This is a genomic window from Acinetobacter sp. ANC 5414, assembly GCF_013004295.1.
In the GTDB taxonomy this organism is placed as follows: Bacteria; Pseudomonadota; Gammaproteobacteria; order Pseudomonadales; family Moraxellaceae; genus Acinetobacter.
Genome location: NZ_JABERM010000027.1, coordinates 65627 through 82996, shown reverse-complemented (window position 1 = coordinate 82996; position 17370 = coordinate 65627). Strand labels below are relative to the sequence as shown.

General features: G+C 41.6%; 17 protein-coding genes. 11 read left to right on the top strand and 6 right to left on the bottom strand.

What is annotated here, in order from left to right; all coding sequences use genetic code 11:
• Positions 1-29: 29 nt before the first annotated feature.
• Genes HLH18_RS12530 through HLH18_RS12490 form a run of 9 tightly spaced genes read left to right on the top strand, consistent with a single transcriptional unit; the run spans position 30 to position 9027 of the window.
• A complete protein-coding gene (locus tag HLH18_RS12530; protein ID WP_171547099.1) occupies positions 30-1997 on the top strand; it encodes a hypothetical protein in 1968 nt (655 codons plus the stop codon).
• Positions 1998-2006: 9 nt separating this feature from the next.
• Positions 2007-3626 (top strand): hypothetical protein, encoded by a 1620-nt coding sequence (locus HLH18_RS12525; RefSeq protein ID WP_171547098.1) that lies wholly within the window; start codon positions 2007-2009, stop codon positions 3624-3626.
• Positions 3627-3683: 57 nt separating this feature from the next.
• Positions 3684-4895, top strand: a complete 1212-nt coding sequence (locus tag HLH18_RS12520) for a hypothetical protein (RefSeq protein WP_171547097.1) — start codon at positions 3684-3686, stop codon at positions 4893-4895.
• Entirely contained in the window at positions 4888-5241 is a 354-nt protein-coding gene (locus HLH18_RS12515) for a carboxypeptidase regulatory-like domain-containing protein (protein WP_171547096.1), read from the top strand. The genes HLH18_RS12520 and HLH18_RS12515 overlap by 8 nt, the downstream gene beginning before the upstream one ends.
• Positions 5238-5630: a hypothetical protein gene (locus HLH18_RS12510; protein ID WP_171547095.1), complete on the top strand. Its 393-nt coding sequence runs from the start codon at positions 5238-5240 to the stop codon at positions 5628-5630. The genes HLH18_RS12515 and HLH18_RS12510 overlap by 4 nt, the downstream gene beginning before the upstream one ends.
• Before the next feature lie 13 nt (positions 5631-5643).
• Positions 5644-7662 (top strand): hypothetical protein, encoded by a 2019-nt coding sequence (locus tag HLH18_RS12505; RefSeq protein WP_171547094.1) that lies wholly within the window; start codon positions 5644-5646, stop codon positions 7660-7662.
• The gene (locus HLH18_RS12500; protein WP_171547093.1) at positions 7655-7888 is read left to right on the top strand and encodes a hypothetical protein; all 234 of its coding nucleotides are present in this window, start codon (positions 7655-7657) and stop codon (positions 7886-7888) included. Before HLH18_RS12505 ends, HLH18_RS12500 begins: the two co-directional genes overlap by 8 nt.
• Before the next feature lie 60 nt (positions 7889-7948).
• Positions 7949-8263, top strand: a complete 315-nt coding sequence (locus tag HLH18_RS12495; RefSeq protein ID WP_131288932.1) for a hypothetical protein — start codon at positions 7949-7951, stop codon at positions 8261-8263.
• Positions 8260-9027 (top strand): N-acetylmuramoyl-L-alanine amidase, encoded by a 768-nt coding sequence (locus HLH18_RS12490; protein WP_171547092.1) that lies wholly within the window; start codon positions 8260-8262, stop codon positions 9025-9027. Before HLH18_RS12495 ends, HLH18_RS12490 begins: the two co-directional genes overlap by 4 nt.
• Before the next feature lie 135 nt (positions 9028-9162).
• On the opposite strand, the gene ppsA is transcribed toward HLH18_RS12490, so the two are convergent.
• Positions 9163-11541: a phosphoenolpyruvate synthase gene (gene ppsA / locus HLH18_RS12485; protein ID WP_171547091.1), complete on the bottom strand. Its 2379-nt coding sequence runs from the start codon at positions 11539-11541 to the stop codon at positions 9163-9165.
• Positions 11542-11695: 154 nt separating this feature from the next.
• Here ppsA and ppsR point away from each other — a divergent pair, with 154 nt between their 5' ends.
• Together ppsR and HLH18_RS12475 are read left to right on the top strand one after the other, a co-directional pair.
• The gene (gene ppsR / locus HLH18_RS12480) at positions 11696-12532 is read left to right on the top strand and encodes a posphoenolpyruvate synthetase regulatory kinase/phosphorylase PpsR (RefSeq protein ID WP_171529074.1); all 837 of its coding nucleotides are present in this window, start codon (positions 11696-11698) and stop codon (positions 12530-12532) included.
• Between the two features lie 67 nt (positions 12533-12599).
• Entirely contained in the window at positions 12600-13370 is a 771-nt protein-coding gene (locus HLH18_RS12475) for a hypothetical protein (protein WP_171547090.1), read from the top strand.
• Positions 13371-13420: 50 nt separating this feature from the next.
• On the opposite strand, the gene HLH18_RS12470 is transcribed toward HLH18_RS12475, so the two are convergent.
• From HLH18_RS12470 to HLH18_RS12450, 5 genes are all read right to left on the bottom strand, one after another.
• On the bottom strand, positions 13421-13975 hold the full coding sequence (locus tag HLH18_RS12470) for an NAD(P)/FAD-dependent oxidoreductase (RefSeq protein WP_171547089.1): 555 nt from the start codon (positions 13973-13975) through the stop codon (positions 13421-13423).
• Between the two features lie 359 nt (positions 13976-14334).
• Positions 14335-14811, bottom strand: a complete 477-nt coding sequence (gene yiaA / locus HLH18_RS12465) for an inner membrane protein YiaA (RefSeq protein ID WP_171547088.1) — start codon at positions 14809-14811, stop codon at positions 14335-14337.
• A 175-nt stretch (positions 14812-14986) separates the two neighbouring features.
• A complete protein-coding gene (locus tag HLH18_RS12460; RefSeq protein WP_171547087.1) occupies positions 14987-15988 on the bottom strand; it encodes an LLM class flavin-dependent oxidoreductase in 1002 nt (333 codons plus the stop codon).
• A gap of 159 nt (positions 15989-16147) precedes the next feature.
• On the bottom strand, positions 16148-16648 hold the full coding sequence (locus HLH18_RS12455) for a YMGG-like glycine zipper-containing protein (protein WP_171547086.1): 501 nt from the start codon (positions 16646-16648) through the stop codon (positions 16148-16150).
• 195 nt (positions 16649-16843) lie between these two features.
• Positions 16844-17275: a hypothetical protein gene (locus HLH18_RS12450; RefSeq protein WP_171547085.1), complete on the bottom strand. Its 432-nt coding sequence runs from the start codon at positions 17273-17275 to the stop codon at positions 16844-16846.
• Positions 17276-17370: the final 95 nt, after the last annotated feature.

Genomic DNA, 17370 nt, shown 5'->3' with positions numbered 1-17370 from the left:
CGTGACCTTACGCTTTACGGAGTTAAACGATGGCGATTGAAACCAAAGATTTAGTAATTTACAAGTCTGAACGCTTGACTGACAACTCGGATGGCGGTGGTAAATACTCTGGCGTTGTGGTTCAGGATGGTATCAGCAATAACCTGTTCAACGATGTATCGGAAATGGATCGAACCATGGGTGATGTATCCATGCGGAAGATCTTTCCAGCGGTTACTACTGAAGATACTGACTTACTGATGGGTGCGACTGTATTTGTATCTGAACTACCAGAAGATCCAAACGTGTCAGCTCTACTGTTCAGCACCAAAAACTGGACCGATGAACGCCAGTCTGCACAGAACCGGGTAGAAAACTATTTGGCCAAAGGTGGTCAGATTGCTGGTACACCATTAGATACGCACTGGCAGGGCATGTCATCAATTCAGGTTGTGATGTGGCCACAAGAAGTTGAAGCATCGGTAGGTGATACGATTGTATTGATTTCGGATGAAGGTAAAGCCTTAGAGCGTGAGCAGTATGTGCGTATTACCAAGGTTGAAACCCGTACTGCCATTATGGTCATCGATGGTAAAAATGTTGAGTACAAGGTGGCTACTTATTCCCTGAATGATGCTCTTGAAGTTGACTTTGTGGGCCTTTCAGCACGCCAGTGGTACAACGGTGAGAAATCCAAGACCATCATCCGGGATACGATTGTTGCTGATACAGGATTGTATTACTCATCCACTGCATTAGCCTCTGATGCTAATGTTGGCGAGTTTACGGTAAACGCAAAAAGTATCTTTGCACAACTGATTCCATCCGCCCAAACTGAAACCCCAATCATTGATGTAAATGCTGCTGGTGAAAGTGTGGTGCTGGTTTCTGGCAATAACGGAACCATTACGATTAATTATCCTAATATAGTGGTTGGGGTTAGCCAAAACTTGTATATCGGCTCAGCGGTGATTCCATCAAGTGTGGCTTTCGCATTGCAAGGGCAACAGATTACCGATCAAGGTGGCTTACTCAAGAACACCCAAGGTACTCAGGTTGGCACGATCGATTATCAGCGCGGCTTAATCCAGTGGACTGCAGCAGCGCCAGCCGGAACTTTGAGTCTGAATATCACATTCAAGCCGGCAGCTGCACCGAATCAGTATTACCAAAGCCATGCCATCCCGGTGACCCAAAATAACCAAAGCACAAACTGGACCGGTGTTTTAATTCCGATTCCAGCACCGGGTGCTTTGTCGATTTCTTATATGTCACAAGGCAAATTTTATGAGCTTAAAGACGATGGTTCAGGGCAGTTAAAAGCTGCAAGCCCATCTTTTGGTTCGGGCATGATCAACTATGAAACGGGTTCCTGGTTGCTCACAACTGGCGCTTTACCTGATGTAGACACGCCGATCTTGCTGAATTGGGGTACACCGATAGTCACCTTCGTACGATCTAATTTAAGTGTAGAAAAAGCTGCCTTTGATTTTGATTTAGGTCGATCAGGTGTTTTGCCGGGTATCACCATCAACTGGTTGCTTGAAGGTGAAGCGAAAACAGCGACTTCGAATGCTCAGGGTAAGTTTACTGGTGATGCTACAGGTGAAATTAACTATGCAACCGGTATTGGCAAGATCATTCCAAACAAGTTGCCACAAAAAGGCGCAGTTTTTTCAGTGATCTATAACTATGGTGCATCGCTTGAGCAGACCAAGGCGGATGTGATACCAGATTCCAATCAGAAATTAGTATTTACGATTGGTACTGGGTCAGCAATTCAACCCAATAGCGTTGAGTTGAGTATTCCAGTTAAAAGTATTGATGGATCGACGTCTGGAAGCGCAATACTAACAGATGTCCCAGTGAATTCTACATTCGGCAATTTGGTAAATGATCGTGACCAAGTGCAGGGCAGCATTACCTATGCTACTGGCGTGGTTGAAGTGACACCGCAATCCACCACAAGCAAGTTTGTGTTTGATTACACACCAATGACTGTTTACGGATCAGCATAGCGAGGAATTATGTCTTTTTACTCCCCACAAACATCCGGGATTCAAGGTGAGCAGGTTGAGCTGAAAGCCTTTAATACTGTCGATGTAAAAGTGAAATACCGTGATACATCAGGCTCGAACTCGGCAACACATACAGTCACGGCAAACAAATTAAAGCTGGATTTATCATCGGGATTTGATGAGCAGATTCTGACAGGCTCAGCCCGATTTAAAGTCGGTGCTGATACATTCTTGGATCGTACCGGTTTGCTGTATCGCAATGTGAATCCAGCCAACAACAGCGGGATTCAATCGGGTGTTATTCAATATGGTACCGGTATTGTTGAAATTGATTCCTGGACACCAAATACAGACAACACAATTGCTTTGGAATCGCTGACCACCACAACTGACCTGTTACCGGTCAATAAAATCAGTTTCAGAACCCCAATCATGCCGATCCGACCACAATCCTTAACTGTGGTAGTTGGTACACTTGAGCATGGACAGCTCACACTGACAGCGGATGAAAACGGAGTGATTGAGACCAGCCAGGCGCACGGACAGGTGAATTGGGATAATGGTTTTGTTACGATTTACTTCTATACCAAAACCAAAATCACCGAAGCCAACCGAGCAGATATTGAAGCGAATAACTGGTATGACCAGTTGCTGGAATATCAGGAAGGAGCGGACACATATATCAATGTCCCAGTTTGGGTGGATTCCTCATCTGTTCGTTATAACGCTGTAGCTTATACCTATATTCCACTGGATTCAGAGATTCTTGGCTTATCTGCTACGCGCTTGCCGATTGATGGACGGGTGCCAATTTTCCGGGTGGGTGGTATTGGTATTGTCAGCTCAAGCAAATCTCAAGAATTACCAAGCGCAATTGCCGGAACCACGTATGACCTGAATGATCAGCGTATTTCGTGGGCAGAATTGGAAGATGCAAACGGAACGAAAGTACCATTTGATCTGTACACGGTCGATTATGATTATGGTCGTATGACGCTTGGTGGTGACTTTGTTTTGGGTAATCTGGTTGCACCACTCACTGTGAAATATCGCTATCAAGATATGGGCTTGATCCGCGATGTGCAAATAAATGGTCAGCTAACATTCACCAAACCTTTAACGCATAACTATGATGCGGTGGATACTATTGTTGGATCTGCTTTAGTTATTGGTGATATGCAGGCACGTTATACGCGCAAGTTTGTGCAACAATCTTGGAGTAGCGTATGGGGTGATGAGCCAACCGGCACAGGGATTTCAGCAAATTTCAATGATTCACTCTATCCAATCCTGACTACCAATAAGGGTGCAATTCAGGAACGCTGGGCGATTGTTTTTACCAGTAATGATGCATTTTATTGTGTTGGAGAGTATACAGGACGCTTGGTTCTTGCAGGCTCAATCAATGTTGATTATGCGCCCTTAAATCCAGTCACTGGTGCTCCATACTTCATTATTAAAAAAGAAGGCTGGGGTACAGGCTGGGCCAATGGGAATGTTTTGCGCTTCAATACCGTGGCTGCAAATTTCCCAGTCTGGGTGATTCGTACCGTAAAACAGTCAGAACCTGCAGTATTATCAGACCAGTTCCAGATCATGCTACGTGGCGATATTGACCGTGTGCAATAAAATATTAATTTAAATATGACCGCTATACGCGGTCTTTTTTATAGGTAAAAAATAGCAATGAAGCAGACGCAAACTAAATTATTTGATTTCTCCGATGCTGGTCTGGATTTTAGCGCTGGTTCAAAAAACCTGTTCCCTGATCGCTTTAAAAAAATGTTGGCACTTGGTTACAACGAGCAAACTGTGTTGAGTGTCACTGTATTAGGCAATCAGGTCACATTTACCTATGGTGGTGTGCATGGATATGTTACGGACCGCGTTTTAAAAATAGATTCTGGGTCACTTTCACTGATTAATGAAGGTGAATTCTGGATTGATTCTGTCACCACAAACACAGTGACTTTTACACTTGATGATGCGCCCATCTCTATTACAGGCGGCTTCACCACTCGGATCGCACCACTTGGATGGTCGTTAGAGTACGAGTCAGGCAATATTCAGCTTTATAAATTAAAAAACATGGATGAAACAGATCTATTTTTACGCCTATGTTTTCAGAATCTTAGCTCGGGACGAAATTGTATTAGTCCGTGTCTGGGTAAAACAGCCAACTTAACTACTGGTGAAATTACAGACATTTACGCTTTTAATGCTAATAAATCAATTGAATCACCTACGTCTGTTGCCGCAGGTAATCGCTGGGAATTTAGCGGGTATAACTCCAGCACTTACGATAATTATACTTACTCTCAGGGTGCTTCGATGTTCGGCGTTGGAATTGTGGTAGGTAGTTTATATCACTTTATTAGCGTGACCAACAATTTCAATAGTAATGGTCGTGGTTTTGTGAATGGGTTTTTGCCATGCTTTACCCATAATTATGATGCTATTAAACTACCTTTACTGATAATGCATTACAACACAAATACTGGCGGTCTAAATTTAACAACTATTTTATCTAACGTGCAGCCATTTATCGGGAATACGCGATGCGTTTTTCATCCCAATACAGGGGTATCTGGTGTTTTTTCAACCCCTCAAGCTGCTAATTCTTTTACAGACTTGGATGGCTTCAATACCACGACCTGTGAACCAATTTCAATTTATGAAGAAACAACTAGGCAACATATAGGTTATATAAGTGGTGGTATGTATGTGGCGAAATATGCTTCTGCAAACGCGCCAACCTTAACAATAGCAGCCTCACCATCTTTTAGCATGGATATTGATTTAAATAGCAAGATTGTTCTGCATTACATATCAAATTCGGCGAATGCTTCATCTGCAGTATTTTTTGCTATACCTGTGGAGCCGATCAAATATGCTTAAAATTATGCGGGTATTTTTTGGTGGATATATGCCAGACCATGTCAAGCTATCTGCAATGGGGTATTGGGTGTTAAAAATACCCAAACCAATAATTTCTGTATTAAGTGAAGATCAGGGGTTTGGAGTAATCAAGGGCACTACAAAAAAAACAGGTAATATTTTTTCACCGGTTCCAGTTTGCTGTTTTAAGCGCTCAAACAGGCAATTACTTTGGGAAACCACATCAAAGCCAGATGGGTCTTATTCTTTCAGAAATATAGCAAAAGGCCTGGAATGCTTTATTGTGGCTTTTGACCCAAATGAAGAATATAACGCAGTAATCTCCGACAAGGTGGTGTCAGAATGATTCAAACCTCTTTAGCTGCCGGACTGGCTCAGCTCCAAGCACTGGCAAATTTTTTAGATCAAGGTAGCGCAAACGCTACCTTTATTTTTTATGATGATGTCAAACCTGTAGATGTGACTCAAGAGGCAAATATTGGTGCCAGATTAGTTACATTGACGCTGCCTAAGCCTTCAATCAAGCAGGTAAATACTGACCATATAGAACTAAACCAGACCGATGCGGCTACAGTTATAAAATCAGGTGCCGCAGTTTGGGCACGCTTGTTTAGCGGTGATGGAAAAGCTGTTGCGGATTTTGCCGTTGGGCCTGATATCACACTGACTAATCCTGATTTGGTGTTAGGCAGCACACTTATGATGAATTCACTGATTCTAAGACCATCAACATAAATGAGGTGGTCATGTGTCGAATTATATTCCACCAGATGGTTATCAAGTAAATCTTAATTTTAAAGATCCAGTCACAGGCTCTACCGATCTTAACTTCGGCAGTGACGGTCAAAATCTTGCTTCTCTAGATGTTGTAGTTAATACACGGATTATTGCCGAGCTCAATGCAGTCAGCTATAGCAATGATGTACTGGATGCACAGATCAATACCGGTTTTAATGCAGAGTTCAGTGCGGCCGCAGGACAGCTGGCTCAGCTAGAGGTACAGCTGCAAACCGGCTTTATAGCCGAATTTGCTGCAGTCCAAATTGATCAGTACTGTGCAGTGGATGTGGTGATTCAAACCGGATTAAACGCCCAATTTGAAGCATTGTTCGATATCAATCATCTGGTCGGTGTGTCTTATGGTTTTGACATGCGCTACCAGAAAACGATAGCCGCTTTAAGCACCACAGCAATACCGTGGGCTAAACCAGTATTAAGAGTCTCAAATGAGGCTCTTTTTTATGACCAAGGCTTGGTGATTTCTAATCAAGCAGATATCCGGTATGAGCAAGCAGGATCATTAACCCGAGCGATTAGATCTCTGCATGAGCAAGCCACCGGCTTAAGTTCTGATGCTTATATTGTTTGGGAAGAGGGCGATAAACGCTTTATTCATCAGCGCTACTTGCATGAAGAAACAATCAAGCTACGGCATAATCGTGAAACTGTGTGGCAGGAGATGATCCGCAGGCGCAAAACCTTTACCTATTCGCATGAAGTGGCGCATGTCTTTGAAAAGCGTTTTTCATTTGAATGGGATAAAAGCCTTGAGATTGTCACCAAGTCAGACTTGCCATGGGATAAAGCCAAAGCGATTCATTACCGCAAGCATCCGGTTCTACCTTGGCCAAAGCCTGAAACGCCTAAATATGAAGGTACAGGCGATCTAAATTTTGCCTGCTTATGTTATGACGTTGATTCACACAATGTTGTATTAAATTTTGGTGCAGATGACTGTATTCCAGCACTGCCGAACAGAAACTGGTGGTATATCGTGAATACATTAACAGCCGAGCGATTAGATACCGGCGAGAAGATTAAAGTGATTGATGGCACCTACAGTACCAGCCGATCACAATGGTGCTGGACCTATTCCGTTACTGTAGCACCCACCGAAAAAGAAAAGCTTCAACCAATTAATGGCCAGCCGGTGATTCTGAAAGTCATGATCAATGGCTTTGAGCATCACATCTTGCTTGAAGATCCTGAAGAAACTCGACGCTTTGCCAATGTGCTATACACTTACCCGGGTCGGAGTGTGACGGCTTTGAACTCGGATAAGTACGGACCAAAACGCTCATTTATTCAAGACAATGAACGAACTTCTGTGCAACTCGTTCAGTCCGAACTGGATCGAGCAAATAGTGGTACTACTTTAGATTGGAGGCTGATTGATGATCTGGGTTGGATCGTTCCGACTGAAAGCTTGAGTTATGCTGAACTTGCACCGATTGATGCAATAAAGCAGGTGGTCGATGCAGGTGGCGGCTTTATCTATAGTCAGAAATCTGGTAACAGCTTGAGCACTTTACCCCGATACCAAAAAGGCTACTGGGATGCCATGACCGTGAATGATTACGACATTCTGCTATCTGAAAGTTTGGTGATGCAGCAAAACATCAAACAGAATGATGAATATATCGCTGACTTTAATGCAATCACGGTGATCAATAGTCGCAGCGGTGAAAGCCTAAAAGTACAGCAGCGCAGTACGTCCGGGGATGTACCATTGGAAACAGTTACAGGACCATTATTTAACGTGGTGTCTGGTGCAAGCTATGGCAAGAACGAATTGATCAAAGCTAATATTCAGGAGTTGCATACCTTCTCGGATATTCCGGTAAGCTTCGATATTGGCGAGATGCTACCCGGCAAAACGATTGCCTTTAATGGTCAGTGGTGGGGTGTAATTGATGGGGTGAGTGGCAGCTTTTCGCATGAAAATGTAAACGAAACAATTACAGTGGAGCGTATCAGCCGTGACTAATCCTTTATTTGAATTACGAAAGCTTCTAAACCCAACACATGCAGAGTACATCGGCACCATTACATCAACGAATCATCCTGAATACCGGGTACAGATTGATGGCGGATCGGGTCCAGTACTTTGCACATCAGGCACAACTTATAATTTAGGTGCCAGAGTTTTTATTTCAAATCAAGTTATCTTGCGACCCGCACCAAGTGGGTCGTATTCAGAAATAGAAGTTTAAAACCATTCAACACAATACACCTTCGGGTGCTTTTTTATTACCAAAATTTAGGGGGCGCAAGTGAATGAACCAAGTGCATCACTTTGGAAAAAATTAAATGAAGTGACGGATAAGCTACAGAAAGTATCTGAACAGCTCATTGAATCAAATGCCATCAACAAGGGGTATCACCAAGCACTTGATCAGCAGCGTGTAAAAATCGATTCACTTGAACAGCAAAACCATCAAGCCCAAGGCGCTATCGGTTTACTGAAGTGGGGGGCAATGCTATTGCTTGGTATCGCTGTTTCAGGTGGCACATGGACAATTAATACAATCAATCAACTTAAACAAGATACGGCAATTATTCAAAGCCATAGAGAGGATCGTAAATGAAACTAATCGATAACTGGAAACAGGCTTGGAAACTCAAGTCAGTACAAGTAGGTGCAATTAGCGCCTTTTTTTACGCCCTGATTTTATTCTCTGAACAGTTTGTGCAGGTCTGGAATATCACCCCTCAAGACTTAAAAAACAAAATTCCTGAAAATATCGCTGAATGGGTAGGTTGTTTTGTGGGCGTGGCCATGGTGCTTGCTCGACTTAAAAAGCAACCTGAGCTGCATGAAGTAAATCAGTTTGTCACAGTCACTGCAGGGCATAGTAATTCTGATCCGGGTGCCGTAAACGGTAAATTTAACGAAGCCGATCTTGCTGCTAAATTCCGTAATGCAGTTGCTTACTATCTACGTGAAGCAGGCATTCAATACAAAACCGATGGGGTTGGCATAACCAACCAGAATTTGAATGCCGCCATCAAGCTCATTAAAGGCTCATCTGTAGCAGTTGAATTCCACATGAATGCAGCGGCATCAAAGCAAGCGAATGGCATTGAAACCATTGCATTACCCAAAGACAAGAAACTGGCACAGGATTTATCAAAAGCTGTAGCAGATGTTTTTGGCAGTCGTTTACGTGGTGATAATGGTTGGATTGATCAAAGTCAGTCTGCGCGTGGAAAGCTCGGCTTTATCAGTAATGGTGGTTTAATTGTAGAGCTTGGCTTTATTTCAAATGAAGCCGAATTAGCACAGTTTAATGCGAAGTACTGGACTGCTGCAAAAGCTGTAGCGATGGTCTTGATTAAGTACGAGAATTGATTTAATGGCCCTCACTTGGGGGCTATTTTCTTACTTTTCGAATGAAGTGCAACAAGAGTGCAACATAAGATTTTAAGTTGTTGTTTAATAAATTAAAAAAAGACCCAAATGTGGGTCTTTTTTTAACATAGTTTCTTAAGCTTGTTGAGCTTTTTCTTCAGCAAGGAAGAACCAAGTGTCTAAAACTGAGTCCGGGTTTAAAGAAACCGACTCAATACCTTGTTCCATCAACCATTTAGCAAGATCTGGATGGTCAGAAGGACCTTGACCACAAATACCTACGTATTTACCTGCTTTACGGCATGCATGAATCGCCATAGAAAGGAGGGCTTTAACCGCTGGATCGCGTTCATCGAACAGGTGAGAAACGATACCAGAGTCACGGTCAAGACCGAGTGTTAACTGAGTCAAGTCGTTAGAACCGATAGAGAAACCATCGAAGTGTTCAAGGAACTGTTCAGCTAACAAAGCATTGGTTGGTAATTCACACATCATGATCACTTTAAGACCATTTTCACCGCGTTTCAGACCATTAAGCGCCAATAACTCGATCACACGTTTCGCTTCAGCAACGGTACGTACGAAAGGAATCATGATTTGAATGTTGGTTAAGCCCATTTCGTCACGTGCTTTCTTCAATGCACGGCATTCAAGTTCGAAGCAGTCACGGAAGTTGTCAGAAACGTAACGACTCGCGCCACGGAAACCAAGCATTGGGTTTTCTTCTTCAGGCTCGTACAATTTACCGCCGATCAAGTTCGCATATTCGTTTGACTTGAAGTCAGACATACGAACGATTACTGGTTTGTCAGCGAAAGCAGCAGCAAGAGTCGAAATACCTTCAACCAATTTTTCTACATAGAATTCGATTGGAGAAGAGTAACCCGCAGTACGTGCCATTACAGCTGCACGAGTTTCGCGTGGCAGGCTGTCAATGTTCAATAATGCTTTAGGATGCACACCAATCATACGGTTGATGATGAATTCTAAACGTGCAAGACCAATACCTTCATTTGGAATTTGAGCGAAGTCAAATGCACGGTCAGGGTTACCGACGTTCATCATGACTTTGAACGGAAGTGCTGGCATAGATTCGATAGAGTTACGTTGAACTTCGAAATCCAAGGCACCTTCGTAGATGAAGCCTGTATCGCCTTCAGCACAAGACACGGTCACTTCTTGACCGTCTACTAATACTTCAGTGGCATTACCACAACCCACGATTGCTGGAACGCCAAGCTCACGTGCAATAATTGCCGCGTGACAAGTACGACCACCACGATTGGTTACAATCGCAGCTGCACGTTTCATTACTGGTTCCCAATCCGGGTCAGTCATGTCAGATACAAGAACGTCACCGTCTTGCACTTTGTCCATTTCTTTGATTGAAGAAACGATACGTACTTTACCAGAACCGATACGTTGACCAATTGAACGGCCTTCACAAACCACAGTACCTTTTTGTTTCAACAGGTAGCGTTCCATGGTGCCGACATTTTCACGGCTTTTTACTGTCTCAGGACGTGCTTGAACGATATAGATTTGACCGTCGTCGCCATCTTTCGCCCATTCGATGTCCATTGGTGAACCGTAATGGTTTTCAATGATCAATGCTTGTTTAGCAAGTTCTTGAAGTTCGTGATCATTTAATGCAAATTGTTGGCGATCTTGTTTTTCAACGTCTACCACAACAACAGATTTACCAGCAGAAGCTTCTTCACCATAAATCATTTTTTGGTGTTTAGAGCCAAGATTGCGACGCAGGACAGAATGTTTACCAGCATTTAATAATGGTTTAGACAGGTAGAATTCGTCAGGGTTTACTGCACCTTGAACAACCATTTCACCCAAACCATAAGATGCAGTAATAAATACCACATCACGGAAACCAGATTCTGTATCAAGTGTAAACATTACACCAGCTGCACCAGTTTCAGAACGCACCATGCGTTGAACACCAGCAGATAAAGCAACAACGTCGTGATCGAAGTTTTGGTGTACACGGTAAGAGATCGCGCGGTCATTGTACAAAGATGCAAATACTTCTTTGATTGCAATGAGAACGTTATCGATACCACGGATGTTCAAGAAAGTTTCTTGTTGACCGGCAAAAGAAGCATCTGGTAAGTCTTCTGCAGTTGCAGATGAACGAACGGCAACCGCGATGTCGGAGTTGCCGTTAGATAATTCAGCGAAAGCGTCGCGAACTTCTTTTTCAAGTTCTGCTGTAAGCGGAGTATCGACAATCCATTGGCGAATTTTGGCGCCAGTTGCTGCAAGAGCATTTACGTCATCAACATTTAAAGTTGATAGCTCTGCCTGAATTTTAGCGTTTAGGCCACTTTGCTCGAGAAATTCACGATAAGCAGCCGCTGTAGTTGCGAAACCACCTGGTACTGACACACCAGCATTAGATAAGTGGCTGATCATTTCACCTAAAGATGAGTTTTTCCCACCTACAAGTTCAACGTCGTGTTTCCCTAATTTTTCTAGACCAATTACGCGCGCTTCCAAAGTTGTTACTCCACTTTTGCAGTATTAATCACTATCTTGGCATGAAATTATAACAAATCGCGCGGCTTTTTGATTTAACTCGGCGACAGTCATGTAAGATCGGTTTACTATAAAGATTTTACAGTACTTAGACAAATATTTAAGGAGAATTTTAATGTCAGAAGGTAAACAAATTAAGCGCAGTGTATTTTTTATCTCTGATGGTACGGCAATTACCGCTGAAACCCTTGGGCACTCACTGTTAGCACAGTTTCCTCATGTAGATTTTGACATTCATATTATTCCTTATATTAGCTCTGAAGAAGCCGCAATGAATGTGGTTGCGGAAATCAATCAACGTGCTGATCGCGATGGGCAGCAACCCTTAGTGTTTGATACGCTGGTAGATCCCTATGTACGTGACATTATTAACACTGCAAATGCAGTAAATCTTGATGTATTTGAAGGGCTTATTGGTAAATTGTCTGAGGTTTTAGGCACTCCTCCTACAACTTTAGTCGGACAAACCCATGCAGTGACCGATTCAGAGTCGTATAAAGCCCGTATTGATGCTGTACATTTTGCGTTGGACAACGATGACGGGGCCCGTACACGCCATTATGATAAGGCGGATTTAATCTTGATTGGCGTGTCACGTTCAGGCAAAACCCCAACCTCGATTTATTTGTCATTACAATTTGGCATTCGTGTGGCGAACTATCCGTTAACTGAAGAAGACCTGGATGACAACCGTTTGCCTGCAGTATTGCGTCCACATAAAAATAAACTGTTTGGCTTAATGATTGATGCGGAGCGTCTTGTAGCGATTCGTACTGAACGCAAAGCCAATAGCCGTTATGCAAGTTTCAGTCAATGTCAGATGGAACTTCGTGCAGTTGAAGGAATTTATATTTCTGAAGGAATTAAATATTTGAATGTTTCGGAAATGTCGATTGAAGAAATTTCAACCCGTGTTTTACAAATGACAGGTCTTAAACGTCGTATTGGTTAAAGTAAAAGTAGAGTTAAATACTGATTTAACTCTACTCTATATAATCGAAAATTAAGAGGATTGTTATATGTATAAAATATTAAAGCTAAAAACAGTTGCTCTTTTTTTCGCTATGTTGAGTCTGGTAAATAGCCAGACTTTTGCAGAATCTGTGGCAAATTTTGAAACCGATATTATCAATAAATATTATAAAATTAGTCTGACTGATCGTTATGAGAATGACGGCATCAATCAAGAAGTTGCATCAAAAGTCGCAAATTTTATTGAGAAAAATTCACAAAGTTTTGAATACCCATTTAAAAATTTACTCGATAAAAACCTAGTTTTATTGAATTACAGTCCTGATCGAAAGCTCAAGTTTTATACGTTTAATATTTCTGCAGGTGGTTCAATGCGTGAATTTGAGTCTTATGTGCAGTTTAAACAGGGCAATAAAGTAATTACACATGCACTCAATGATGGGGGCTTTATTAAAGCCATTCGTCAAACTCAATTGAATAATGTTCCAACCTATCTTGTTTCTAAAACGTATATTGGGAGTGGTTGTGAGGGACAATATGGCATTCAAGCGACTCAAGTTGAAAATGCCCAATATAAAAGTGTGAATGCGTTTAAGACGAAAACAAAAGCACTGGATCAGATTAATGTCCGTTATGACTGTAATTATTATCCAAAAAATATAGAGCCTTTTGATATGGATCGACTCTATATTCGTGTATCTGCAGATCTTCAAAAAATTGATATTCTAGTGATTAAGCCATCAGGTGAATTGACACAAAATTATTTGCGTTATCAAAAGAATAACCACAATTACCAATATATTGGTATAGTGAAATAAATTGATCGATAAAAAAGAGGCATATCCGCCTCTTTTTTTATGCTTAAAACTTAATAGGTCGTGATAATCACGTCCACCAAGTGTTCAATACCTTCCATGCTTTGTATGGCTTGTTCTGTAATTTTAACCACCGGCCAGGTAATTAACTTACAGTTTTCACGCTGTAATGCTGCATAGTAAGTATCTGACTTAAAGAACACTTTATTTTCGCTTGCCGAGTTGGGCATTAACTGACGTTTTAACCAATTGTCTTTCATTTGTGATTCAAGATAGCGAATAGCCAATAATGATTTGACGCGATTGTTAAATAAGCGGCGATTTTTGATAATTAAAGGATGTGAAAGCAGTTTATGAATGCCTTTTTCTGTGTGTGGCAAAATAAAATGCGGTGCAATTTGAAATATTTTAACCAGTTTTGCATGATTACAGATTTGATCTAAATGCGTCACGGTCATTTGGTTTGCACCGACAATAGCCACATTTAAATTAGAAAAATCACACAGTTTTATATCTTCAGAGGCAACAATTTTGCCTTTAAAGTTCTGGAAAAAATCGGGTGTATTTTGAAAGAAGCCATCCAATGGATTCTTTTTCTTATTAACCATTTACATATCCTTTCTTGTTTTACTTTGTCGCGGTTGGTTCTACTCTTTGGTATATCCAAGTTGGAACTTTTGGTAAAGATTTTTTTGAACTCTGGTCAGTCATCGCAACTATGTGATTGTTTCGAATGTGGATTAATTTTTGCTTATGATTTAGGCTGTTATGTGCGTAGAATAAAATAATTTAATATTAATCGTTGCGATAAACTCTCATTTGATTTTCCTTGCATCCTGGAAAATTCACTATGGCATAGTGATTCACATCTGCTTTATCTTCATAGTTTTTTAGTTGTGAACTCATAAAAAATAAGACCTGCCATGAAAGAACAAGTCTTATTTTTATTCATGATGCTTATAAAAGCTTAGTTTTTTTCCTCATCATGTTCTAGAGGTTGAAATTGTGTATTGGAGTAATTGGGGGCACTTGGTGGCTGGGTATGTGTTCTAAGATACTCTAAATCGCGAATATTTTTTTGAACCGCAACCGCACCAAATAAACTCAGTAAAAATGCCATGATATAAAACCCTTTCTCACTTAATTCAAGTGAGGCATTCCATAAACCAATGGCAAGCAGTGCGATGCAGATCACGATTGATGCCCAGCAAAGTCCAAAATAAATTGTAGTCACTTGAATGCTTTCAAGTTTATCGCGGACAATTTTTTGCAAAGATACAGCGGCGAATAAGCCATATAAAATCAGGATTAAATAATAGCCTTTTTCATTGAGTAATATTGATGCGTTAAATAAGCCAATGATATATGCAGCTGCACCCGTGATAAGCGCAACCCAACTTACAGCAATAAATGCAGAGCTAGGTTTATTAATATATTGATTCATCCTATTTTCCATTTTTTGTATTGGATTATTTTTATACAGCTATTATGTCTAAGCTAAACAAGATCGCAAATGTTGTCCGATCGAATCGGCATAAAATAGATAAGCTGATCAGCTGAATGGGCATTGAGATAAAAAAATAGCACCTATACAGGTGCTATTGAGAATTTTAAAAGGATCAAGAATTTTTGATATCCATTAATAATTCAAAGTTCTGAATACGTTTATCTGTGTCGTAAATATCACAAGTAAAAATGAATTCATCAACATTATATTTTTCTAACAGCTTTTCTAAACCGGCCTTGACTGTCTCTGCTGAACCAATTTGTGCCATCGCATAGAAGTTGTCGACTGACATTTTTTCTGCAGGTGACCACAGACCTTCCATGGTTGCAACAGGGGCTTTGAGTTTTAAACTTTGTCCACGCATTAAACCTAATACACGTTGATAGGCACTGGTGGCTATATATTGAGCTTCTTCATCTGTCTGAGCAACCACCGTTGGAACACCCATGGAAACATAAGGACGATCCAGGTATTCAGAAGGTTCAAAGTTTTCTCTATAGAGTTTGATCGCTTGATCGAGCATGCGTGGCGCAAAATGTGAGGCAAATGAATAGGGAAGTCCTAATTTTGCAGCCAGTTGTGCACTGAATAAACTTGAACCTAAAAGCCACACTGGAACATGGGTACTTTGTCCCGGTGTTGCAACAATACGTTGATGCGGTAGCGGCTCTTTAAAGTATTGCAGGATTTCCAGTACATCTTGTGGAAATTGATCTTCAGTTTCCTGGCGACCGCGGCGTAAGGCGCGCATGGTGACCTGATCTGTACCTGGGGCACGTCCCAAACCGAGTTCAACACGATTTGGATAAAGGGTTGCCAAAGTACCAAATTGTTCTGCAACCACTAAAGGAGCGTGGTTGGGCAACATAATGCCGCCTGAACCGACTTTTAAAGTTGTAGTATTCGCTAAGATATAACCTAGTAAAACGGCGGTCGCTGAACTGGCAATGCCGTCCATATTATGATGTTCTGCAAGCCACAGACGTTTGTAGCCTAATTGTTCGGCTTTTTGTGCTACTTCCAAAGCATGATGCAGTGAAAATTGAATGCTTTTATCATCACGGACGGGTGCAAGTTCAAGTATTGAAAATTGGATGTCTTTTAATGAACGCATTGGTTTTCTCAGGTATGAAATCTAAGAAAAGCATACGATGACTGAGTGAGTTTGTATATCGTTTTTTTTCGATATATTAGGGCTGTGGGTATGAATTAAGTAATTGCAGCATTTAAATAAAAAAAGCACCCGAAGGTGCTTTAAATTGAATCTTTGGAATTAACGATGTTTGTTCCAGCCTAAATGGCGGCCATTGTCGTGGCGGTCATTGTAACGGTAACTATTATAACGGCGATCATAGCGATCATTATAGCGACGGTTGTCACGATCAGATCGATCATCATAACGGCGGTCTTCACTGACTTTTTTTCCCAAGATTGCACCACCGGCAGAACCTAAGCCAGCGCCAATATAACCACCGTTGGTACCGCCCATATTTTTACCTACGGTATAGCCACCCGCACCACCTAAAGCACCGCCAATTACAGCGCCAGTACGGTCACGTTTGTTAGCAGCAACACCAGCACCTGCACCACCACCAATAGCGGAACCAATCATTGCGCCCGTGGTACCACCCATTTGTTTACCAACTGCGGCACCGACGACACCACCTAGGGCAGAAGTTAAGGCTGTATTTGTTGTATTGCCTGCATGGGCTGTAGTCATTGTTAAAACATATGAAGTCACTACAGCAGCAAGAATGATTGAATTAAATTTCATGGCAAACTCCTTTTTGAAGCTTTTGTTATTTCTTGGGTTAAATGTAATAAAAAATGTGGAAAGGAAGATGGATGAGTTGTTACTGGTTTGTATTTTTTTCTTCCTGATTTATTCATAATTAATCATGCATCATCATGATAAAAAAGTAAAAAAGCACCCGAAAGTGCTTTTTAAATTCAGCCAAACAGTGATGAATTAACGATGGCTGCGATAGTATTTTTTAGAATGTTTTTTGTAAGAGCGTTGGTCAGCGCGACGATCTTCTGATACTTTTTTACCTAAAACTGAACCACCGGCAGCACCTAATGCAGAACCGATATAACCGCCAGTAGTACCACCCATGTTTTTACCTACTGCATAACCACCTACACCGCCTAGACCGCCACCAATTGCAGCACCGGTACGATTACGTCGATCCGCAGAAACTGCAGCACCACCAGCCCCACCAATTGCAGAACCGATCATTGCGCCAGTATTACCACCCATTTGCTTACCAAGGGCAGTACCCGCGACACTCCCTAAAGCAGAAGTTGCAGCAATACGAGTTGAGTTGTCGGCATGAGCATTAACTGCCATCATTGATGATGCAGCTAAAGTTGCGCTTAATAATAATGCATTCAGTTTCATAGTTAACTCCATGTCCAAAAAGCGGACGTTGTCAGTCAGTTATTTCGATGGAGCAAATGTAACAAAAAGATTTTCGGGAAATATGGAGAGGAGCA

Excerpts from the sequence above, each read along its gene's own strand:
- HLH18_RS12530 (WP_171547099.1), top strand. The coding sequence starts at position 30 with ATGGCGATTGAAACCAAAGATTTAGTAATTTACAAGTCTGAACGCTTG.
- HLH18_RS12525 (WP_171547098.1), top strand. The coding sequence starts at position 2,007 with ATGTCTTTTTACTCCCCACAAACATCCGGGATTCAAGGTGAGCAGGTT.
- HLH18_RS12520 (WP_171547097.1), top strand. The coding sequence starts at position 3,684 with ATGAAGCAGACGCAAACTAAATTATTTGATTTCTCCGATGCTGGTCTG.
- HLH18_RS12515 (WP_171547096.1), top strand. The coding sequence starts at position 4,888 with ATGCTTAAAATTATGCGGGTATTTTTTGGTGGATATATGCCAGACCAT.
- HLH18_RS12510 (WP_171547095.1), top strand. The coding sequence starts at position 5,238 with ATGATTCAAACCTCTTTAGCTGCCGGACTGGCTCAGCTCCAAGCACTG.
- HLH18_RS12490 (WP_171547092.1), top strand. The coding sequence starts at position 8,260 with ATGAAACTAATCGATAACTGGAAACAGGCTTGGAAACTCAAGTCAGTA.
- ppsR (WP_171529074.1), top strand. The coding sequence starts at position 11,696 with ATGTCAGAAGGTAAACAAATTAAGCGCAGTGTATTTTTTATCTCTGAT.
- HLH18_RS12475 (WP_171547090.1), top strand. The coding sequence starts at position 12,600 with ATGTATAAAATATTAAAGCTAAAAACAGTTGCTCTTTTTTTCGCTATG.
- HLH18_RS12470 (WP_171547089.1), bottom strand. The coding sequence starts at position 13,975 with ATGGTTAATAAGAAAAAGAATCCATTGGATGGCTTCTTTCAAAATACA.
- yiaA (WP_171547088.1), bottom strand. The coding sequence starts at position 14,811 with ATGAATCAATATATTAATAAACCTAGCTCTGCATTTATTGCTGTAAGT.
- HLH18_RS12460 (WP_171547087.1), bottom strand. The coding sequence starts at position 15,988 with ATGCGTTCATTAAAAGACATCCAATTTTCAATACTTGAACTTGCACCC.
- HLH18_RS12455 (WP_171547086.1), bottom strand. The coding sequence starts at position 16,648 with ATGAAATTTAATTCAATCATTCTTGCTGCTGTAGTGACTTCATATGTT.
- HLH18_RS12450 (WP_171547085.1), bottom strand. The coding sequence starts at position 17,275 with ATGAAACTGAATGCATTATTATTAAGCGCAACTTTAGCTGCATCATCA.